Genomic DNA, 20,780 nt, shown 5'->3' with positions numbered 1-20,780 from the left:
CCAGGGGAGCTTCGTTGCCACCAACCCCCTGCCACTCAGCTGCGCCCCACTCGTGATCACACCGAACGCCACTCTTAACTAAGCGGCATTGGGGCGGAGCCCTCTTGGGAGGCGCTGCCTGGAATCCCAAGGCGCGCAGCGCCCCCCTCGTGGAAGGCCTTGCCTACGCCGGGGCGCAGGTGAGGGTGGCGGGTGGGGTGTTGGTGCCGGTGAAGGTGCCGGTGAAGCCGAACGACGTCGTCCCGTTCGGGGCCAGGGTGCCGTTGTAGCCGGCGTTGACGACGCTCACGTTGGCGCCCGTCTGGGTCGGGGTGCCGCTCCAGAGCTGGCCGATCTTCTGGTCACCCGGCCAGGTCCAGGTCACCTTCCAGCCCGTGATCTGCGCCGCGCCCGTGTTCTTGACGGTGACCTCCGCCTGGAAGCCGCCCGACCACTCGTTCACTCCCTTGTACGTCGCCGCGCAGCCCGACCCCGTGGTGGGTGTGACGGTCGGAGTCACGGTGGGCGTGACGGTGGGGGTGACCGTCGGGGTCACGGTGGGCGTGACGGTTACCGGCGGGCCCGTGCGGTCGCCGTACAGGATGCCGCGGCCGTTGGTGCCGACGTAGACGCGCCCGTACACCCTGGGGTCGCCCGTCAGGGCCTCGCCCATGTTGCCCCACTGGTGCTTGTCGTCGTTGATGCGCGCCCAGTTCGCCCCGGCGTCGTCCGAGCGGTACAGGCCCGTGACGCCGCCGATCGTGGCCACCGCGAAGACCGCCATGTACGTGCCGCCGGGCGCCGCCTTGCCGAAGCCGACGTTCACCGAATTGGTGACGCCCGACAGTTTCGTGAAGGACGCGCCGCTGTCGGTGGAGTGCCACAGGCCGCCGTCGCCGGCCAGCCACAGGTCGCCCTCCTTGCCCGGCACCGCCTTGATCTTGCCGCTGGTGGGCAGGCCCGAGGCGGCGGTGGCGGTGAAGGTCGCGCCGCCGTTGGTGCTGACGTAGAGCCGCCCGCCGTTGAAGCCGTAGAACTTCATGGCGTTGACGCGGTCCGACTCCACGATCGCCCCCGTGGGCAGGCCGGACGCCTGCTGCCAGGAGTTGCCGTACCCCACCGAGTAGACCGGCGTGACGCCCTTCGGCGCCCAGACGAAGCGGGAGCCGTCGGCGGCGGCGGCCACCGTGCCGCCCTCGTCGATGCCGCCCGGCTCCGTGCCCTGGAACCAGTTGGCGCCGCCGTCCGTGGAGAAGGCCACGTGGCTGTCGTTCGGGCGGTCGGAGTCCTTGAAGCTGCCCGCCCGGACCAGGATCGACGGGGACTTCTCCGCGTAGTCCAGGCTGGTGGTCGTGGTGAAGACCGGGGCCGTGAACATCGTCGACGGCACGGCGTCCAGGTTCGTGTGGCGGAAGCCGCCGATGTCGCCCAGGGCGCTGACCAGGGACGCGCCGCTCGGCGGGCTGATCAGGTCGAGGACGGCCGTCTCCTCCAGGCCCTTGGCCATGGGCTTGATGGTGAACTGGGTGTTCGAGTCCCACTTGGCCAGGTCCTCGGTGCCGTAGATCGTGGCTCCGGTGCCGTACATCATCCTGTTGGAGTCGAACGGGTCGATCTCCAGGGACTCCGTCATCCAGCCGAGCTTGGGCGTGACCTCAGGGGGCTGCGGGTTGGCGCCGAAGGTCAGCCACGGGTTCTCCGAGATGTCCTGCTTGTAGCGGAAGCTGCGGTTCGGGTACGAGGTCCAGTCCCACACGCGGGTCCAGGTCGCGCCGGAGTCCGTGGAGCGGAAGAAGATCACGTCCGGCCACCAGGAGATCTGCGTGGCCACCATGATCGTGCCCGGCTTCTGCCGGTCGATGGTCAGGCCGCTGTAGCCGAAGTAGTCGTCGGAGCTGGACGACGGGATGGGGCTGATCTGGGTCCAGGTGCCGGTCGCGGTGGCGTAGCGCCACACATCGCCCTTGGCGCCGTCGTACGGGCCGCCGGTGTCGCTCGTCGTGATGTAGAGGTAGCCGTTGGTGGTGTCCAGCACACCCTTGTGGGCGAGGTAGCCGGTCGGCTGGCCGGCCACGCGCGACCAGGTGACGCCCGCGTCGGTGGTGCGGTAGACGGTGTTCTCCTTGTCGGCGACGCCCACGTAGATGGTCTTGGTGGCGGTGCCCTTGGTGGACGAGCGCGGGTCGTAGGTCACCCAGACCACGCCCGGCTTGTGGCTGAGGTAGCCGTTGGAGTCGTTCGGGTCCTGGGCGTAGTTGCCCGGGTTCGGGAAGCTGGCCACCTTCGCCCAGGTGGCGCCGTAGTCGGTGCTGCGCCAGAGCCCGTTGCCGTTGGGGGTGCCGAAGTAGAGGACGCTGTTGTTGTTCGGGTCCACCGACAGCGCCTCGCCCATGCCGCGGCCGGGCATGTTCCCGCCCAGTTTGAAGGGCAGCGGGGTGACCTGCCAGTTGTCGCCCTTGTCCGTCGAACGCAGGATCGCGCCGTTGTTGGGGTCCCAGCTGTTGGTGTACATGCCGACGGCTGCGTACACCCGGTTGGTCTGCACGGGGTCGGTGGCGAGGCTGATCACGCCGTTGTAGCCCCACTTGTCCCAGCCGGCCCAGTCCAGCAACGGGGTCCAGGACTTGGTGGACTGGCTCCACCGGTACGCCCCGCCGATGTCGGTGCGGGCGTAGATGAGGTTCTTCTCCGTGGGGTTGAAGATGATGCCGGGTACGAAGCCGCCGCCGTCGATCCTGACGTTCTTGTACGCGTACGGATCCGAGGCGACGGCCGAGACCGGCGACATCCGCACGATAGCCGCCACGAGCAGCACGGCGGCGACCGTGAACATGACCAATAATCTTCTTCGCATGCGCGGCTCTCCCTTTCCAGGCACGCCAGCAGGCGCCCCAAAGGCTTCAGATGACCGCCATGCACGAGCAGAGTGCAGGGACCCTGACCGTCACCGCGCCTTCGCGCATGAGCTACTCAAGAAGGCTCACACACGGGCGCACTGACGGTCAATAGTTTGGACAGACAACGAATTAAGGACGGCAGCATGGAGTTTCCCGAATTCCGGGTCGACGGGAAGGTCGCCCTGGTCACAGGGGCGGCCAGGGGCCTCGGGCGGGCCATCTCGCTGGCGCTGGCCAACGCCGGGGCCGACGTCGCCATCGGCCTGCGGGACATCGGCGAGGACGGCGGCCTGGCCGGCGAGATCACCGGGCTGGGGCGCGCCGCGCTCCCCCTCCAGATGGACATGACGGTCCCCGGCCAGATCTCCCGGGCGGTGGAGGAGACGCTCGACCGGTTCGGGCGGATCGACATCCTGGTCAACAACGCCGGCATCGCCCCGGGCAACCCCGCCGAGGACGTCACGGAGGAGGACTTCGACCGGACGCTCGCGGTCAACCTGAAGGGCACCTTCCTGGCCGGCCAGGCCGTGGGCCGGGCCATGATCCGGCAGGGGTACGGCAGGATCGTGAACGTCGGATCCCAGGCCGGCGAGGTCGCTCTGCCCGGCGAGTCCGTCTATTGCATGACGAAGGCGGCCATCGCCCACCTGACCCGTTGCCTGGCGGTCGAGTGGGGCCCGCACGGCATCACCGTCAACAACGTGGCCCCGACCTTCATCCGCACCCCGGGGACCGAGCAGGCCCTGTCCGACCCGGCGTTCGAGGCGGACGTGGTCGAGCGGATCGCGGCGCTGCACCGCATCGGCGAGCCCATGGACGTGGCCGGCGCGGTGCTGTTCCTGGTCTCGCCCGCCGCCTCCCTGGTCACGGGGCACACGCTGGTGGTCGACGGAGGGTGGACCGTCCGATGATCACACCCGGCTGAGTTCGCGGCTGCGCGCGGCGGCCCACAGCGCGATCGCGATGTAGAGGACCTGCTCGGGGATCCGCTCCCAGAGCGGGGTCACGTCCTGGCCGGCGAGGGCGGCGAGCACGTTGGCCGGCAGCAGGCCCACGAAGAGCAGCGCCAGGCAGATCCCGGCGGCCCTGCGGGTCCTTTCGAGCACGAGCCCGGCCGCGCCGGCCAGCTCCAGCACGCCGGTCAGATAGACCACGAAGACCGGGAACGGCACGAACGGCGGCACCATGGCCACCATGTCGCCCCGGTTGGGCATGAACGTCACGCCCTCCGGGACGAAATGCGCGCCGGCCGTCATCACCAGCATGACCGCCAGCCCGTGGGCGGCACTGACCCTCCAGGTGGCGAACCTGGCCACACCCAGCGCGCCCAGCAGCCGGAACGCCAGCGTGGCGACCAGCAGAACGATCACGATCACCGGAGCCTCCATTGGATAGTCGAGTTATCTAGGCAATAGATAGCACAACTATCCAAGAGCGGCAAGGGGTGTTCCGTGGCGGCCACGACCATGCTCATGGCCGCCACGAAACGTCATCGGGCGAGCGCGAAGTCCTTGATCCGCAGGTCACCCTTGAACACGAGGTACAGGCTCCCGCTGCCCGCCTTGACCGTGGCGGTCGCCGTACCCCACTGATAGACGCCGCCCGTGGCGGGCACCTGGACGGTGCCCAGCAGGGCGCCGGTCGGCGAGCCGGAGCGCAGCTCCAGCGAGCCGCCGCTCACCGAGGACACGCCGGCCGTGAACTTGGAGCCGAAGGAGGCGCCGGTGAAGGAGATCCAGTCCCCCGCCGACCCTTCCACGGCCTCGCCGCCGGCCTTGGTCTCGTCCGCGAACGCCACGCCCGCGTAGTCGTCGAAGTCCATCGCCCGCGTGGTCTTCGCCAGGTCGCGCACGGGGACGGTCTCGCCGGAGACCCGCAGCGTGGTGGACTGGCGGATCCGGTCGGACGCCGAGCCGACGAGGACGTCGTGGGTGGCGCTCTCCACGGCCCACTTGCCCCGGGTGTAGTCCCAGACCGCCAGGTCGGACTTCTTCAGGGTGAAGGTCACCGTACGGGTCTCGCCCGGGTTCAGCGTGACCCGCTGGAAGCCGCGCAGCTGCTTGACCGGCTGCTTGAAGCGGGATTCGCGCTGGTGGGTGTAGAGCTGGACCACCTCGTCGCCCTTGACCTTGCCGGTGTTGGTGACCTTGACGCTCACCTTGTCGCCCTGGACGGTCAGGCCCTGGTAGCCGAAATTGGTGTAGCTCAGGCCGTGCCCGAACGCGTAGAGCGGCGGCTTGCCCTTTCCGTACAGGTACGTCATCCCAGTCTTGGCCAGGTCGTAGTTGTAGATGTCCGGCAGGCTGTCGCCGGCGGGCCAGGTCTGGGTGAGCCGGCCGGCCGGGTTGACGGCGCCGAAGAGCACGTCGGCGACGGCGTGACCGGTCTCCGCGCCCGCGTGGGTGGTCCACAGCAGGTTCGGGGCGTCCACGACGACCGGGTAGCTGGTCTCCAGGACGACGACGGTGCGCGGGTTCGCCTTGCGCACGGCCTCGATCAGCCGCCGCTGCCCGGCGCCGAGCTGCAGGTTCGCACGGTCGTGGACCTCGCGCCCGGCCACGAACGGGTGGCTGCCCACCACCACGACCGCGACCTCGGCCTTGGCGGCCTGCGCGGCGGCCGCGGCGACGCCGTCCGAGACGACCTCCTTGCCGAACTTGGCGGCCTGCGCCTTGGGCGCCAGGCCGAGCGTGCCGTCGGCGGAGACCGTCACGTACGGGTCGGGCAGGCCGTACCAGCCCTCGGCGGTCTCGTAGCCGGCGTACCTGATCAGGTAGCTGCCGTCCGCCTGTGTTTCCAGGGCGAACTGCTGCTGGACATACCAGCCGTCGGGGTCGGCGTCGTCGGTGTCGAGCGAGCGCCAGTCGCCGCCGAGCAGCTTGCCGTTGCCCGCGTTGCGCAGCGTGGACACGCCACCGGTCCAGTCGGTCAGGTCCCACTGGGAGGCCGCGGTCGGCGCCGTGTCGATCAGGGCGGCGTTGTCGTCGGCCCCGGTGCCGGTGGCGGTGAGGTACTTGCCGGAGGCGAGGTGCTTGAGCGCGATCCGCTCCAGGCCCGCGCCGGTGCTGACGTCCCCGACGCGCTCCTTGATCCCGTCCACCGGCGTGACCTGGTACGGCGCCTTGCCCCCGTACCAGTCGCGGTAGAGCGTCCCGGCCAGCGGGCCGACCACGGCCGCGGACTTCGGCGCCTTGAACGGCAGCGCGCCGGAGTTCCGCAGCAGCACCGCGGCCCTGCCCGCGGCCTCCCGGTTCAGCTTCTGGTTGGCCGGGCTGTTGATCACGTCCTTGGTGATCTTCTTGTACGGCCCGCCGTCCGGGTCGAAGTGCCCCAGCCGCGTCCGGATGGTCAGCACGTTGCGCACGGCCCGGTCCACGTCGGCCTGGGTGATGAGCCCCTGGTTGAGCGCGGCCGTCAGGTGCTCGGCCAGCGGCCCGGCGTTGCTGTCGTCGATGGTGTAGCTGTCGAGCCCCGCCTTGAGCACCGCGGCGAACGCCTCGGGCTTGCTGTCGTAGTACTTCTCCGTCTCCGTGAGCGCGTACGGCCCCCAGGCGTCGCTGACGTTGTAGAGCGTGTTGTCCGTCCACGACCTGACCGTGGCGCCGAGGTCGGGGTTGACGTGGTTGGGCCGCCCGTTGACCAGGTTGTACGACGCCATGACCCCGGTCGCGGCGTTGGCCGAGATGGCCGCCTTGAACGCCTGCTCGTAGTACTCGTGCTTGAGCTTCGGCGTCAGGTTGGAGGAGCTGGTGCCGCGGTTGGTCTCGTTGTTGTAGGCCAGGTAGTGCTTCAGCACGGGCGCGGTCTTCAGGTAGACGGGGTCGTCACCCTGCAGGCCCTTGCCATAGGCGGTGGAGATGGCCCCGGTCAGCAGCGGGTCCTCCGAGTAGCCCTCCTCGTTGCGGCCCGCCCGCGGGTCGCGAAGCAGGTCCACGACGGGAGCCCACACCTGCAGCCCCCACAGGACCGGGTCCGCGTCGTTGTAGCCGCGGACCTCGTCGCCGACGGCCGACCCGACCCGCTTGATCAGCTCGGGGTCCCACGTGCTGGCCAGCCCGACGGCCTGCGGGAACACGGTGCCGCTGGCGAACTTCTGGCTCCAGCCGTCGTTGAGGTGGTTGGACCAGCCGACGCCGTGCAGCGCCTCGGTGCCGTTCTTGTGGTACGCGATGCCCAGCCGCGGGATGGCCGCCTGCGACTGGTGCAGCAGGCCCAGCTTCTCCTGGAGCGTGAGCCGGCCGAGCAGATCGTCGACCCGCTGCTCCACCGGCAGGGCCGGGTTCTGGAACGGGAGGCCGTCGGCCTGCGCGGGAGGTACGGCCAGCAGCGAGGCCGCCAGCGTGAGGGTGGCTAATAGCGGGGTCTTTCGCATCAATGGTTCTCCATCACTTGATGGCGCCGACCGTCACGCCTCGGGTCAGCGTGCGCTGGAAGATCAGGAAGAAGGCGACCGCCGGCAGGAGGCCGAGCAGCGCCGAGGCGCTGGACATCGTGGCGTCCATGTACTTCTCGCCCTGCAGCACGGCGAGCGCGACGGGCACCGTCTGGGTGTCGTTCGAGATCAGGAAGATCAGCGGCAGGAAGAACTCGTTCCAGGTCCAGATGAAGAAGAAGATCAGCAGCACGTTGAGGGTGGGTCTGCTGATCGGCACCACGATCCGCCACAGGGACCGCAGCCGTCCCGCGCCGTCGATCGCCGCCGCCTCAAGGATCTCCTTCGGGAACTGGCCCAGGACCGCGCTCAGCAGGTACGTGCCGAACGCCGCCTGGATCACCGTCATGACGATGATCACCGACAGTTGCGTGTCGTACAGCCCGACCGCCTTGGCCAGGTAGTACAGCGGGTAGGCCAGCGCCTCCTGCGGCAGCGTGTTGGCCACCAGGAACAGCACGAGGATCGACAGCCGGCCCTTCACCCTGCCGATGCCCAGCGCGTACGCGTTGAGCACCGACAGCACGACGGCGAGCACGGCCACGGACGCGCTGATCAGGAGGCTGTTCCAGAGTTTCGTGCCGAACTCCACCCGGTTCCAGAAGTCGACGAGCCCCTGGAGGTAGAGCCCGTCGGGCAGGCTCAGCGGCCCGTCGGAGCTGTATTCGGCCGGCGACTTGACCGCGTTGATCGCCACGATCGCGAACGGGAACACCATCACGACCGCCAGCACGACCAGCGCGAACAGCACGGCCCAGCGTCCCGGGCCCCTCATTCCGCACGCTCCTGGACCCGCAGGAACAGGAACGTCACCACGATGATGATCAGGGCCAGCACCGTGGCGATGGCGGAGCCGTACCCGACGTTGCTCTTCTGGAAGAAGTTCAGGTACGAGAAGTACGACGGCACCATCGTCGCGTTGCCGGGCCCTCCGCGGGTCAGCACGAAGATCGGCCCGAACACCTTGAGCGCGGCGATCGTGCACGTCAGCAGCACCACGAAGATCTCCGGCCGGATCTGCGGGATCGTGATGTGCCAGAACCGGCGCCACCACGAGGCCCCGTCGATCTCGGCCGCCTCGTAGTAGGCCGGGTCCACGCGCTGCAGGCCCGCCATGAAGATCACCACCGGGTAGCCGAGCTGGAACCAGACCATGACCGCCATGACCGTGGCCAGCGCCAGGTCGGGATCTCCGAGCCAGTCGAGGTCGAGGCCGAAGATCTGGTTGATCGCGCCGTACGACGGGTGCAGCATCCAGCCCCACACCACGCCGGCCACGGCCACCGGCAGCACCTGCGGCAGGTAGTACATGGCCCGCAGCGCCGAGGCCGTGCGCGGCCCGAACTTCTTGCCGATGTAGTCGAACAGGGCGGCCGCCAGCACGAGGCCGATCGCGGTCGGCACGATGGCCATGGCCACGATCAGGCCCACGTTGTGCTGGAACGACTGCCAGAACCGCTCGTCCTTCAGCAGCCTGGTGTAGTTGTCGAACCCGATCCACCTGGGCGTGCCGACCCCCGACCAGCGGGTGAAGCTCGCGCCCACGTTCATGAGGAACGGCACGACGATGACGACCAGGAACAGCAGCAGGCTGGGGGCCAGGTAGAGCCAGTACCCCCTCGTGCGAACTCTCATCTAATTGCCGATGTCAGCGAGGTTGTCCTCGTACGGCTTGGCGATCTCGTCCAGCACCGCGGCCGGGGCCTTGCTGCCGTTGATGAGGTTCTGGACCCCGGCGACGAGCACGTCGTAGTAGCCGGGCGCGGGCCAGTCGGGGTAGAAGGCCAGGCCGTCCTGACTGGTGAGCTTGTTGAACGTCTCGATGAGTTCCTTGCTCTTCGCGTCGGTGATCGCGGCCGGGTCGGCGGCCACGGGGACGCCGCCGGAGTTGCCCAGGAGGTTCTGGATGTCCTTGCTCATCGTGATGTCGATGAAGTCGTAGGCCAGGTCCTTGTTCTCCGACTTCTCGGGCACGACCCAGATGTTGCCGCTGGAGCCCGGGGCCATCGTGGCGCCGGGGAAGAGGAAGTGGCCCCACTCGAACTTCTTGATCTCCGAGGCGAAGCGGCCGTACCACCAGCTACCGCTGATCATCATGGGGAACTTGCCGTTGATGAACGACACACCCATGTCCTCGGCCTTGATCCCCGACGAGTTCTTGGCGATGTAGCCCTTCTTCACCCAGTCGGCGAACGTGTCGGCGCCGTAGGTGAACTCGGGGCCGTGGAAGTCGACCTTGCCCTTGTAGGACTGGAAGGCGTCCAGCCACGGCTTCTGCGCCTTGGTCAGCGCGAGCTGGTAGAGGATCTGCTGGGCCGGGTACTCGGCGCCGGCCGTGGCGATGGGGGTCACCCCTGCCTTGACGAACGTGTCCATCGCGGCCGTGAACTGCTCGAACGTCGTCGGCACCTGGACCTTGTGCTTGTCGAACAGGTCCGTGTTGTAATAGACCATCACGAACTCGCCGTAGTTCGGCACGCCGTACCACTTGCCGGAGCCCATGACGCCGCGGTCGTCGTACTTGGCGGTGGTCTGCAGCCCGCCGGGCAGCAGCTTGTCCCAGCCGCGCTTGGCGGCCTCCTCGCTCAGGTCGGTGAGCAGCCCCTGCTTGGACAGCAGACCGGCGGTGGCGTTGCCCTTGTTGTACTCCATGATGTCGGGGGCCTCGTCGGAGTTGAGGACCATGCTCGCCGTCTTCTGGATCTGCTCGAAGCCCTTGGCCTCGAACTTGATCTTCACGTTCGGGTGGGACGCCTCGAACTTCTTGATCGCCTCGGTCCACGCCTTGCCCATGGCGCTGTCGGCCGACTCGTAGTGCCAGAGTTTGAGAGTGCGCGGCTGACTGCTGCTCTGGGCGGACGGGGTCTCCGAGCCTCCCGAGCCGCACGCCGACAGAACCAGGACCGCGACGGCCAGCGCCGCCGCGGCTCTTGACTTCACCATGATCCCTCCAGGGGGTGTTACGAGATTTCGGCCCGCGCGGGAGCGCCGGCCACCGGGGCGATCTCGATCCCGGTGACGCGCTTCGGGCCGGTGACGGCGACGCGCAGCACATCGCCGTCCCTGGTGGCGACGGCGACCGTCACGCCGTCCGCGTCGTGAATTTCCGCAGTCGCGTCGCCGCCCCCGAAGGCGACGAGGGTGATCTCGGCCGGCACGTCCACCGTGTCCCCTGGGTCGGTGACCACCGGGATGAGCGCGCCGTGCCGGACGAAGAGGGGGATCTGGTCGAGCGGCTTGCCGACCGTGACGTAGCGGGAGCCTTCGAGCACCTCGCCCGTCCAGTAGTCGACCCACGTGCCGCGCGGCAGGTACACCTGGCGGGAGCCTTCGGGCGCGGTCATGGGGGCGACGAGCAGGTCCCGGCCGAGCAGGTACTGCAGGTCGGCCTGCCAGGCCACCGGGTCGTCCGGGTGGTCCACGCACAGGGCCCGCATCATGGGCGCGCCGGTGCGGGCCGCCTCGACGGCCGCCGTGTAGATGTAGGGCATCAGCCGGTAACGCAGCTTCAGCGCGCCGACGGCCTGCTCCTCGACGGCCGGGAACTCCCACGGCTCGCGGGTGGTCGTGCCGTGCAGGCGCAGCAGCGGGGAGAGCGCGCCGAACTGGGTCCAGCGCACGTACAGGTCGTCGGTGGGCCGGCCGGTGAAGCCGCCGGCGTCGTGGCTCCAGAACGGCACGCCGGACAGGCCGTGCGCGAGGCCGCCCCTGATCGTGCTGCCCATGGCGGCGTAGCTGGTGTAGGTGTCGCCGCCCCACTGGGCGCTGTGGCGCTGGCCTCCGAGGTACGAGGAGCGGGCCCAGACCAGGTCGTGGCCGTGCACCTCACGGGTCACGGCGGCGACGGCGTCGTTGAACAGCAGGGTGTAGACGTTGTGCAGGTCGGTGCCGCTCATGCCGTTGAAGGCCACGGAGTCGGCGGGCACGCCCTCGGCGAAGTCGGTCTTGAACGTGTCCACGCCCTGGCGCAGGAGGTCGCGCAGCAGGCCCTGGAACCAGGCGACGGCCTGCGGGTTGGTGAGGTCCACGATCCCGCATGCCGGGAACGACCCGTGCCAGCAGTCGGCGACGTACGTCTCCCCCGCCCGATTCTTCAAGAAATATCCGGCATCAGCTGCCTCCGCGAAGGCGGGGCTCAGGTGGGAGATATACGGATTCATCCACAGGCAGACCCGGAACCCCATCCCCTTGAGCTCGGCCAGCATCGCGTCCGGATCGGGGAAGTTCACGGGGTCCCACTGCAGGTCGGACCAGTGCCCGTCGCTCTGCCAGTACGTGTCCAGGTGCAGCACGTCGCACGGGATGCCGCGCTCCCTGATCGTCCGCGCCCTGGCCAGCACCCGCTCCTGGCTGTCCACGCAGAACCCCGACGAGATCCACGTCCCGAACGCCCACTTCGGCGGCAGCGAGGGGCGGCTGGTCAGCAGGTCGTAACGGTTCAGGACCTCCGGCGGCGTCGGCCCGGCGATCACGTAGTAGTCCATCACGTCGTCCGGCACGAGGATCTGCACGACGCTGTGCGTGGACTGGCACACGTCGAACTCCGTCGGGGCCCCGCTGTCGACGAGGACCCCGTAGCCCTTGCTGGAGACGTACAGGGGGATGTTCTTGTACGCGCGCTGCGACTCGGCGCCGAACGCGTCGAAGTTCCACATGAGCGGGCGCTGGCCGCGCTTGTCCAGCCGGGTGAACGACTCCCCGAACCCGCTGAAGGCCTCGTCGGGCGCGGCGGCGAAGCTCTCGTGGTAGGCGACGGGGGCGCCGTTGACGCTGGAGCGGCCGAAGGGCAGCGTACGCAGCCGTCCGCTGATGTCGGTGTGCCCCCGATCCTGCTCGACCAGCGTCTTACCGGTCGCGTCCGTGAACCTCAGGTGCCACGGCGCCAAGCTGATCTCGGCCCGCAGCGAACCCGCGTCGATCACGATCGGCTCGCCCGGCGCGACCCCGGCACGTGCCCCTGGATACGTGCCGGGGGTCACCAGGGAGATGGCCCCTTCCGAGCGCGGCCGGGCGTTCGCGTCCTCCGACAACCGCACCCGGATGACTCCCTCACCGGCCACACCCACCTGGACGACTAGCGTCTCCTCCGCCGTGGTGACCGCTTTCACCATCACCTCGGCGCCGTCGGCCGCGACCAGCTCCGCGGCGGTCACCGCCGACAGACCACCCTCGCCTCGTCCGCGAACCGGAAGCTCGGGCGGGTCGGCGACGAAGTACTCGTGCGCGACCAATGGGGGGCGATAGGCCATGGAAGCTCCTTACGAACGGCTGCGCCAACTCGTGAGTTAGTTTGCTGTCCATACCAACAAACGTCAACGGTCCCGCCCCTCCGCATCCGCAAGTGCGGGAGAGACACGGATCACATCCGACGGGTGTTATGTCCTTGCCGGACCGCGTGTCTTGAGGGTGGAACAGCGGGCAACGGAAAGAACGGAAGGACAGTCATGAGCAAGGTCTGGTTCGTCACCGGTTCGTCGCGCGGCCTCGGCCGCAACTTCGTCGAGGCCGCCCTGTCGCGCGGCGACAAGGTGGCCGCGACCGCGCGGACCGCCGCAGGCCTCGACGAGCTGGTCACCGCCTACGGCGACGCGGTGCTCCCGCTCGAGATGGACGTAACCGACAAGGCCGCCGTCTTCGAGAGTGTGAAGCGGGCGAAGGAGCGCTTCGGCCGGCTGGACGTCATCGTGAACAACGCCGGCTACGCCCAGATCGGCGCCGTCGAGGAGCTGACCGAGCAGCAATTGCGCGACCAGATGGAGACGAACCTGTTCGGTGCGGTGTGGGTGGTCCAGGCCGCGCTGCCCTACCTGCGCGAGCAGCGCTCGGGGCACATCGTCCAGCTGTCCTCGGCGGCCGGGGTCATCGCCATGCCGCTCGGCGGCGCGTACCACGCCTCCAAGTGGGCCCTCGAGGGCTTGAACGAAGCCCTCGCCGGCGAGGTGGCCGACTTCGGCGTCAAGGTGACCATCATCGAGCCCGGGGGCTTCGCCACCAGGTCCGGCAGGAACCCGGACCCGCTCGCCAACGGCCACCTGGCCCGGACGGACCCGGCCTACGACGGTCTCCGTCAACGTCTCGGCGCGATCGCCGGAAAGCAGCCCGCCGGCGACCCGGCCGCCGCGGCCCAGGCACTCCTCGAGCTCGTGGACTCCGACAACCCGCCCCTGCGGGTGCTCTTCGGCCAGGGCTTCTACCCGATGATCCAGCAGGCCTACGCCGACCGGCTCAGGACCTGGGCCGACTGGCAGGATCTTTCGGCGCGGGCGCACGGCGCGCCGGCCGTCGGCACCCAGTGACCGGCCACGAAGGAGAAAGACTGCAGATGAGCGAGCACGCCACCAACCCGGCGACCGAGATCTTCCTCTCCTACCGCAATCTTCTCTTCACCGTCGCCTACGAGATGCTCGGCTCGGCGGCCGACGCCGAGGACGTCCTGCAGGAAACCTGGCTGCGCTGGGTCAGGGCCGACCTGGATCAGGTGCACGACCGGCGCGCCTACCTGATCCGGATCACCACCCGGCAGGCGCTCAACCGCCTGCGCAGCATGAAGAGCCGCAAGGAGGCGTACGTCGGCCCCTGGCTGCCCGAGCCGCTGCTCACCGCGCCGGACGTGGCCGAGGACGTCGAGCTCGCCGAGAGTGTGTCGATGGCGCTCATGCTCGTCCTGGAGACGCTGTCGCCGACCGAGCGCGCCGTCTTCGTGCTGCGCGAGGCCTTCGATGTCGGCTACGAGGAGATCGCGGCCGCCGTCGGCAAGAGCCCCGCGGCCGTCCGCCAGATCGCCTACCGGGCCCGCCGGCACGTCGAAGCCCGCCGCCCTCGCGAGGCGGTCTCCGCGGACCAGACCCGGGCGGCTCTGGAGTCGTTCCGGCGCGCGCTCGAAGCCGGCGACCTGCAGGGCCTGCTGGACGTGCTCGCCCCCGAGGTCGTCCTGGTGAGCGACGGCGGCGGCGTCAAGCAGGCCGCGCCGCGGCCCATCGTCAGCGCCGGCAAGGTGGCCCGGTTCGTCGTCGGCGGCATCGGCAAGGCCGGCGTCGCGCTCACCGGTGATCCCACCATGGTCAACGGCAGCCCGGCACTCGTCCTCCGCGTGGACGGCGAGATCGACGGCGTCGTCGCGATCGGTGTCGAGGACGGACGCATCACCGGCCTCTACTACGTCCGCAACCCGCACAAGCTGACCCGCATCGCATCCGAGACCCCGCTCACCCTGCAATGACGCCCCTCGGTGTTCAACCTGTTCGCAGAGCTGACGCCTGCGCTGCCGTCAGGGCTTGAAGGCGGCCGCGTGCTCCTGCGCCCAGGTGGCGAACGTGCGGCCGGGCCGTCCGATCAGCCGCTCGAGGTCCGCGGTGAGCTCGGTCGGAACGCCGTCGTTCGCGCGCTGCCAGTCCAGCAGCGCGTCGGCGACGGGTCCGGACACGTGGTCGGCCATCTCCGTCTTCCACTCCTCGCGGGTGACGTTCCGGATGGCGATGTCCTGGCCGGTCACGCGGCTGACGATGTCGATCTGCTCGGCGCAGGTGATCGACTCGGGGCCGGTCAGCGTGTAGGCCCTGCCGCTCAGAGTGGGGTCGGCCAGGACGGCGGTCAGGGCCCGCTCGACGTCGAGGTGGGGCTTGGCCAGCGGGTGGGTTTCGGCGTCCGGGAGCTGAAGGGGTCAGATCGCGTGGCCCGGCTGCATGAGGCGGCGGGCGGCCTCGGTGATGGAGCCCGAGAGCGACGGGTAGACGGCGAACGTGTGCGCGAGCTGGTCGACGGTCAGCCGCTGCTGCACCGCCACCGACACCGCCAGGATCAGCTCGGAAGCGCGCGGCGCCACCACCACGCCGCCCAGCACGATCCCGGTGTGCGGGCGGCAGAACAGCTTGACGAAGCCGTCGTTGAACCCCTGCATCTTCGCCCGCGCGTTGGTGGCCAGGGGCAGCTTGACGACGTTGGCCTCGATCTCGCCCGCCTCGATGGACCGCTGGGCGACCCCGACGGCCGCGATCTCCGGGTCGGTGAAGATGTTGGAGGCCACCGTGGCCAGCCGCAGCGGCTGGACGGCCTCCCCGAGCGCGTGCCAGACCGCGATGCGCCCCTGCATGGCCGCCACCGAGGCCAGCATGAGCACGCCCGTGCAGTCACCGGCCGCGTAGACGCCGGGCGCGGACGTGCGCGAGACCTTGTCGACCTTGATGAAGCCGCCCTTGTCGAGCTGGACGCCGGCCTCCTCCAGGCCGATGCCGGCGGTGTTGGGGATCATGCCGACCGTCATCAGCGCGTGGGTCCCCTCGGCCGTGCGGCCGTCCTCCAGGGTCACGACCACGCCGTCGGCCGTGCGCTTGACGGAGGCGGCGCGCGAGCGGCCCATGACGTTCATGCCGCGGCGGCGGTAGACCTCTTCGAGGACCTCGGCGCCGTCGGCGTCCTCGTTGGGCATCATCCGGTCGCGGCTGGAGACCAGCGTGACCTCCGAGCCGAGCGAGCGGTACGCGCCCGCGAACTCCGCGCCCGTCACACCCGAGCCGACCACGATCAGGTGCTCGGGCAGCTCCTCCAGGTCGTAGAGCTGGCGCCAGGTGAGGATGCGCTCGCCGTCGGGCTCGGCGCCGGGCAGCACGCGCGGCGTCGCGCCGGTGGCCACGATCACGACCTCGGCCTTGATCGTACGGTCGCCCGCCCGGACCACCTGCGGATCGACCAGCCGCCCGCGCGCCCTGATGATCTCGACGCCCTCGGCCTCGACCCGGGTGGCGATGTCGGCGGACTGGGCCTGGGCCAGCTCCTTCACACGCTTGTTGACCAGCGGCAGATCGACCCCGACCACGCCCGCGTCACCGTCGGGCCCCCCGGAGAACGCCACGCCCAGGGACGGCGCGTCGAGCAGCGCCTGCTTGCGGACCGAGGTCGCGATCAGCGTCTTGGACGGCACGCAGTCGGTCAGCACGCACGCGCCGCCCGGGCCGTCCTGCTCGATCATGGTGACTTGCGCGCCTAGCTGCGCGGCCACCAGCGCCGCTTCGTAGCCGCCGGGTCCGCCACCGATGATCACGATCCTCGTCACGTAACCCATTGTCCCGCATGGTCTCGGTAAGGCTGCAACTGGGCCGTTGCCACCCGCACACGCCTGATAAAAGGTTCAAGATCATGATGGCTGGTATCATGCCGCTCGGTGACGGAGGGGTGACACGTCGTCCCCACATCCGTAGTGATGGACCGACTCGGCCGCCCAGCGTGACAGGATGGCGCGGTAGCTGGATGACGTGCAGCACCCGCCGAGAGGGGTGGACCGTGGCGTGGCTTTCAGGTCCTGCAGGAAAGCCGAATGAGCCCAGGCTTTATGCCGCGTACGGCTCGAACATGGACCCGGAGCAGATGGCCATGCGCGCGCCGCACTCCCCCATCTGGGGCGTCGGCTGGCTGACGGGCTGGCGGCTGACCTTCGGCGGCAGCGACCCCACCTGGGAGGGCGCGATCGCCACGATCGTCGAGGATCCCGACGAGCACGTGTTCGTGGTGCTCTACGACGTGCCCGACTGGGAGGAGACCTCGCTCGACCAGTGGGAGGGCGCGCTGCGCGGGGCGTACCACAAGGTGCGGCTACGGGTGCAGACCCTCGACGGGGAGGTCGTGGCCTGGTTCTACGTGCTCGACGGCTACGAGGGCGGCCTGCCGTCGGCCCGCTACCTCGGCAGCCTGGCCGAGGCGGCGGAGCGGGCGGGCGCCCCCGACGACTACGTCAAGGAGTTGCGGGAGCGCCCCTGCACCTCGTACGGCGGTTAACGCAGCGGCTCGTCCTTGGTCTCCTTCAGCACGAAGATGTAGACCAGCGTCGAGATCAGCGCCAGCGCCGACATGTAATAGGGGAACACCCCGACGTTGCCGGCGTCCTTGAGCGCGGTGCCGATGAGCGGGGCGGTGCCACCGAAGAGCGCCACGGTCAGCGAGTACGGGAAGCCCGCGCCGGCCGCGCGCACCCTCGTCGGGAAGAGCTCGGAGTTCACGGCGGCCGAGATCGAGGTGAAGCAGCCGAGGAACACCATGCCGATCAGCTGCACGAGCAGCAGGCTCCCGAACGAGTTGCCCAGCGTGCTGAGCAGCGGCACCGGCAGGACCACGAAGGCGACACCGAAGGTGATCAGCATCGGCTTGCGCCCGATGCGGTCCGACAGCATGCCGAGCAGCGGCTGCAGCACCATGAAGAACAGCAGCGAGATCGTGCCGACCGTGAGCGACTGCGCCGCGTCGAACTTGACCGTGATCTGCGCGTAGATCGGCAGGAAGCTGGTCCAGGTGTAGTACGCCACGGTGCCCGCGATCGTGATGCCGACGATCGTGGCGGCCGCCTTCGGGTAGCCCACCAGGAACTCGAACAGCTTCGGCCGCTTGGCCTCACCGCGCTGGATCTCCTCGGCCACGGCCGAGGTCTCGTCGGCGCCCTTGCGGATCCACAGGCCCACGAGGCTGATCACGGCACCCACGATGAACGGGATGCGCCAGCCGTAGGAGGCCATGTCCTCCTTGATGAGGGTGGAGGCGAGCAGCGCGGCCAGGCCGGAGGCCAGCAGCTGGCCGATGGTGGTGCTGACGTACTGGAAGCTCGAGTAGAGGCCGCGCCGCCCGGGCGGGGCCGACTCCACGAGGAACGTGGTCGCGGCGGCGAACTCCCCGCCCACGGACAGGCCCTGGATGAGCCTGGCGAGGGTCAGGATGACCGGCGACAGCAGGCCGACGGCCTCGTACGTCGGCGTCACCGCGAGCAGCAGCGAGCCCACGCCCATCAGCACGATCGTGAACGTCATCGCGGCCTTGCGCCCGAACCGGTCGGCGAACGCGCCGACCAGCAGGCCGCCCAGCGGGCGCATGAAGAAGCCCACCGCGAACACCCCGTAGGCGCTCAGCAGCGCCACGAGGCCGCCCTCGCTCTTGGGGAAGACCTGGGCGGAGAAGTACGTCGCGAGGAACGTATATGCGTACCAGTCGTACCATTCCACGACGTTGCCGATGCTGGCCGCCATGAGCTGGCGGACACGACTCTTCGGAATGCCGACCGGTGATTGTGCCACGGGGGAGGTCGCCACGGGGGGCTCCTTTGCTGCAAAGTGCGGAGATGGCTTACTGTGCAGTTGGACGACCGAAACAGTCAAATCTCTGGCCAGATATTTACAAACCCGACACAGAACAGGTTGCAGGTGGACGTTCTCGACCGGCGCCTCGTCGCCGCGCTCCAGGTCAGCCCGCGCGCCTCATGGGGCGAGATCGGCAGGGTCGTCGGCGAGCATGAACGTACGGTCGCCAGGCGGCTGCAGCGCCTGATCTCCGAGGGGATCGTCCGGGTCACGGCCATCTACGACGACCTGCGCACCGGCCACGGGCGGCCCGTCCACCTGCACGTCCACGTACGCCCCGGCACGGCGGGCAAGGTGGCCGAGGCGCTGGCCGACCGGCCAGACACGCGCTCGGTCTACGCGCTGACCGGCGCCGCCGACATCGGCTGTGAGCTGGTCTCCCCGTCCCGCGAGGATCTGCATCACGTACTGTCCACGCAGATGTCCGAAATCTACGGCGTGCGGCAGACGCAGGCTCAGGTCGTGCTCCACACGTTCAGGACCGTGGCCGAGTGGCACGCGCCGTACCTCAGCGAGGAGGAGGTGCTCGAACTGCGACCCGCGCCGCCCCCCGAGTGCCTGCCCGACGAGGAGGGCCTGTCGCCCCTGGAGGAGGAGATCGCCCGGCTGCTCGCCGCCGACGGCAGGATCGCCTTCACCACCGTCGCCGAGCGCCTCGACATCTCCGTGCCGACCGCACGCAGGCGCGTGACCTCGCTGATCGAACGGCGGCTGCTGCTGCCGCGGGCCGAGGTGGAGCCCGCGCTGCTCGGGCTCGAGGTCGAGGCCATGCTGTGGCTGAAGGTCCGGCCGTACGGGCTGGACCTGGTCGGGCAGCGGCTGGCCGGGCACCCGAGCGTGCGTTACTGCGCCGCCACCTCGGGCACCCATTCCCTCATCGTGCAGGTCGTCGCCGCGCACGAGGCCGACCTCTACCGCTTCATGACCGGCGTCGTCGGGCAGTATGACGAGATCGCCGACAGCGACCTCACCCTGATCACCCGCGCCTACAAGCGCGGCCACCTCCACAAGTCCGGATTGCTCACGTTGGATCATCGTTGGGAGAAGACGCCATGACACCTGCCGAGAACGAAGTCGCCGACCTTTGCGCAGAGCTGATCCGCGTGGACAGCAGCAACTACGGGGACGGCACCGGCCCCGGCGAGCGGGCCGCGGCCGAGGTCGTCATGGCCAGGCTGGCCGAGGTCGGGATCGACTCGAAGTACATCGAGAGCGAGCCCGGCCGCGGCAACGTGATCACCCGGGTCGAGGGCACCGACCCGTCCCTGCCCGCCCTGCTCGTGCACGGGCACCTGGACGTCGTGCCCGCCAACGCGGCCGACTGGTCCGTCGACCCCTTCGGCGGCGAGGTGCGCGACGGCTACATCTGGGGCCGCGGCGCCGTGGACATGAAGGACATGGACGCGATGATGCTGGCCGTGCTGCGCCAGCTCAAGCGCGACGGGCGCCGGCCGCGCCGCGACCTCGTGTTCGCGTGGGTGGCCGACGAGGAGGCCGGCGGCGTGTACGGCGCCAAGTACCTCACCGCGAACCACCCCGAGCTGTTCGAGGGCGTCACCGAGTCGATCAGCGAGGTCGGCGGCTACTCGCTGGAGGTGGACCCGTCCCTGCGGCTCTACCTGATCGAGACGGCCCAGAAGGGCCTGGCCTGGATGAAGCTCATCGCCGACGGCACGGCCGGGCACGGCTCGATGCTCAACTCCGACAACGCCGTGACCGAGATCGCCAAGGCCGTGGCCAGGATCGGCGCCCACGACTGGCCGCTCACGTACACGCCGACCGTGCGGCAGTTCCTCACCGAGGTCGCGGACGCGTTCGGGATCCCGTTCGACGAGGACGACCCGCAGCCGATCCTGGACAAGATCGGGCCGCTTGTCCGCTTCGTCGGCGCGACGCTGCGCAACACCACCAACCCGACCCAGCTCGACGCCGGTTACAAGTCGAACGTCATCCCCGGCCAGGCCACGGCGGTGGTCGACGGGCGGTTCCTGCCCGGGTTCGAGGAGGACTTCTTCAAGACCGTCGACTCGCTGCTCGGGCCGAAGATCCGGCGCGAGTTCGTGCACCACGACATCGCGCTGGAGACGACGTTCGACGGGGCGCTGGTCGAGTCGATGATCGCGGCGCTCAAGGCCGAGGACCCGGCGGCGCGGGCGATCCCGTACTGCATGTCGGGCGGCACCGACAACAAGACGTTCTTCGCGGACCTGGGGGTGCGCGGGTTCGGCTTCGTGCCGCTGCGGCTGCCCGCCGACATGGACTTCGCCTCGATGTTCCACGGCGTGGACGAGCGGGTGCCGGTGGACGCCCTGCAGTTCGGGGTGCGGGTGCTGGACAGGCTCCTCCTAAACTACTGAG

16 protein-coding genes are annotated in these 20,780 nt (G+C 69.3%); 6 read left to right on the top strand and 10 right to left on the bottom strand.

Translation table 11 applies throughout. The features are described from left to right. Nucleotides 1-163: 163 nt before the first annotated feature. The gene (locus ACWDX9_RS08470; RefSeq protein WP_449950591.1) at nt 164-2,833 is read right to left on the bottom strand and encodes a cellulose binding domain-containing protein; all 2,670 of its coding nucleotides are present in this window, start codon (nt 2,831-2,833) and stop codon (nt 164-166) included. A gap of 186 nt (nt 2,834-3,019) precedes the next feature. On the opposite strand from ACWDX9_RS08470, the gene ACWDX9_RS08465 reads away from it, so the two are divergent. Further along, nucleotides 3,020-3,787 carry an SDR family NAD(P)-dependent oxidoreductase gene (locus ACWDX9_RS08465; protein ID WP_350731357.1) on the top strand — a complete coding sequence of 256 codons (768 nt, stop codon included), beginning with the start codon at nt 3,020-3,022 and terminating at the stop codon, nt 3,785-3,787. Here the strand turns inward: ACWDX9_RS08465 and ACWDX9_RS08460 are convergent, their stop codons facing one another. From ACWDX9_RS08460 to ACWDX9_RS08435, 6 genes are all read right to left on the bottom strand, one after another. Further along, on the bottom strand, nt 3,788-4,252 hold the full coding sequence (locus ACWDX9_RS08460) for a DoxX family protein (protein WP_449950588.1): 465 nt from the start codon (nt 4,250-4,252) through the stop codon (nt 3,788-3,790). A 113-nt stretch (nt 4,253-4,365) separates the two neighbouring features. Continuing rightward, nucleotides 4,366-7,248, bottom strand: coding sequence for a glycoside hydrolase family 3 C-terminal domain-containing protein (locus ACWDX9_RS08455; RefSeq protein ID WP_449950584.1), 2,883 nt, complete (start codon nt 7,246-7,248; stop codon nt 4,366-4,368). 13 nt (nt 7,249-7,261) lie between these two features. Next, nucleotides 7,262-8,083, bottom strand: coding sequence for a carbohydrate ABC transporter permease (locus ACWDX9_RS08450; protein ID WP_192790081.1), 822 nt, complete (start codon nt 8,081-8,083; stop codon nt 7,262-7,264). Further along, entirely contained in the window at nt 8,080-8,943 is an 864-nt protein-coding gene (locus ACWDX9_RS08445) for a carbohydrate ABC transporter permease (RefSeq protein ID WP_350731352.1), read from the bottom strand. Before ACWDX9_RS08445 ends, ACWDX9_RS08450 begins: the two co-directional genes overlap by 4 nt. Further along, nucleotides 8,944-10,251 carry an ABC transporter substrate-binding protein gene (locus ACWDX9_RS08440; RefSeq protein ID WP_449950580.1) on the bottom strand — a complete coding sequence of 436 codons (1,308 nt, stop codon included), beginning with the start codon at nt 10,249-10,251 and terminating at the stop codon, nt 8,944-8,946. It abuts the gene before it with no gap. 17 nt (nt 10,252-10,268) lie between these two features. Then, the gene (locus tag ACWDX9_RS08435; RefSeq protein WP_449950577.1) at nt 10,269-12,557 is read right to left on the bottom strand and encodes a TIM-barrel domain-containing protein; all 2,289 of its coding nucleotides are present in this window, start codon (nt 12,555-12,557) and stop codon (nt 10,269-10,271) included. A 195-nt stretch (nt 12,558-12,752) separates the two neighbouring features. Between ACWDX9_RS08435 and ACWDX9_RS08430 the strand changes: the two genes are divergently transcribed. Together ACWDX9_RS08430 and ACWDX9_RS08425 are read left to right on the top strand one after the other, a co-directional pair. Further along, nucleotides 12,753-13,604, top strand: a complete 852-nt coding sequence (locus tag ACWDX9_RS08430) for an SDR family NAD(P)-dependent oxidoreductase (protein WP_449950574.1) — start codon at nt 12,753-12,755, stop codon at nt 13,602-13,604. Between the two features lie 26 nt (nt 13,605-13,630). After that, nucleotides 13,631-14,527, top strand: a complete 897-nt coding sequence (locus ACWDX9_RS08425) for an RNA polymerase sigma-70 factor (RefSeq protein ID WP_449950572.1) — start codon at nt 13,631-13,633, stop codon at nt 14,525-14,527. A 48-nt stretch (nt 14,528-14,575) separates the two neighbouring features. On the opposite strand, the gene ACWDX9_RS08420 is transcribed toward ACWDX9_RS08425, so the two are convergent. Beyond that, nucleotides 14,576-14,800, bottom strand: coding sequence for a hypothetical protein (locus tag ACWDX9_RS08420; protein WP_449950569.1), 225 nt, complete (start codon nt 14,798-14,800; stop codon nt 14,576-14,578). Between the two features lie 168 nt (nt 14,801-14,968). Then, nucleotides 14,969-16,357 carry an NAD(P)H-quinone dehydrogenase gene (locus tag ACWDX9_RS08415; protein WP_350731339.1) on the bottom strand — a complete coding sequence of 463 codons (1,389 nt, stop codon included), beginning with the start codon at nt 16,355-16,357 and terminating at the stop codon, nt 14,969-14,971. 227 nt (nt 16,358-16,584) lie between these two features. Here ACWDX9_RS08415 and ACWDX9_RS08410 point away from each other — a divergent pair, with 227 nt between their 5' ends. Beyond that, nucleotides 16,585-17,076, top strand: a complete 492-nt coding sequence (locus ACWDX9_RS08410) for a gamma-glutamylcyclotransferase (protein WP_313044612.1) — start codon at nt 16,585-16,587, stop codon at nt 17,074-17,076. Here the strand turns inward: ACWDX9_RS08410 and ACWDX9_RS08405 are convergent. Beyond that, nucleotides 17,073-18,374, bottom strand: coding sequence for an MFS transporter (locus ACWDX9_RS08405; RefSeq protein WP_449950565.1), 1,302 nt, complete (start codon nt 18,372-18,374; stop codon nt 17,073-17,075). The two genes, ACWDX9_RS08410 and ACWDX9_RS08405, sit on opposite strands and share 4 nt — an antisense overlap. Before the next feature lie 111 nt (nt 18,375-18,485). Between ACWDX9_RS08405 and ACWDX9_RS08400 the strand changes: the two genes are divergently transcribed. Next, nucleotides 18,486-19,478 (top strand): Lrp/AsnC family transcriptional regulator, encoded by a 993-nt coding sequence (locus ACWDX9_RS08400; RefSeq protein ID WP_449950562.1) that lies wholly within the window; start codon nt 18,486-18,488, stop codon nt 19,476-19,478. After that, entirely contained in the window at nt 19,475-20,779 is a 1,305-nt protein-coding gene (locus ACWDX9_RS08395; RefSeq protein ID WP_449950558.1) for a M20/M25/M40 family metallo-hydrolase, read from the top strand. The genes ACWDX9_RS08400 and ACWDX9_RS08395 overlap by 4 nt, the downstream gene beginning before the upstream one ends. Nucleotide 20,780 lies beyond the last annotated feature (1 nt).

The organism is Nonomuraea sp. NPDC003201, from assembly GCF_053590415.1.
Note: the sequence above shows the minus strand (reverse complement) of the source record. Positions and strands in the feature narration are given on the sequence as shown.

Bases quoted from the DNA above. Each gene is read 5' to 3' on its own strand.
- ACWDX9_RS08470 (WP_449950591.1), bottom strand. From the start codon at position 2,833: ATGCGAAGAAGATTATTGGTCATGTTCACGGTCGCCGCCGTGCTGCTC.
- ACWDX9_RS08465 (WP_350731357.1), top strand. From the start codon at position 3,020: ATGGAGTTTCCCGAATTCCGGGTCGACGGGAAGGTCGCCCTGGTCACA.
- ACWDX9_RS08455 (WP_449950584.1), bottom strand. From the start codon at position 7,248: ATGCGAAAGACCCCGCTATTAGCCACCCTCACGCTGGCGGCCTCGCTG.
- ACWDX9_RS08450 (WP_192790081.1), bottom strand. From the start codon at position 8,083: ATGAGGGGCCCGGGACGCTGGGCCGTGCTGTTCGCGCTGGTCGTGCTG.
- ACWDX9_RS08445 (WP_350731352.1), bottom strand. From the start codon at position 8,943: ATGAGAGTTCGCACGAGGGGGTACTGGCTCTACCTGGCCCCCAGCCTG.
- ACWDX9_RS08440 (WP_449950580.1), bottom strand. From the start codon at position 10,251: ATGGTGAAGTCAAGAGCCGCGGCGGCGCTGGCCGTCGCGGTCCTGGTT.
- ACWDX9_RS08435 (WP_449950577.1), bottom strand. From the start codon at position 12,557: ATGGCCTATCGCCCCCCATTGGTCGCGCACGAGTACTTCGTCGCCGAC.
- ACWDX9_RS08430 (WP_449950574.1), top strand. From the start codon at position 12,753: ATGAGCAAGGTCTGGTTCGTCACCGGTTCGTCGCGCGGCCTCGGCCGC.
- ACWDX9_RS08425 (WP_449950572.1), top strand. From the start codon at position 13,631: ATGAGCGAGCACGCCACCAACCCGGCGACCGAGATCTTCCTCTCCTAC.
- ACWDX9_RS08395 (WP_449950558.1), top strand. From the start codon at position 19,475: ATGACACCTGCCGAGAACGAAGTCGCCGACCTTTGCGCAGAGCTGATC.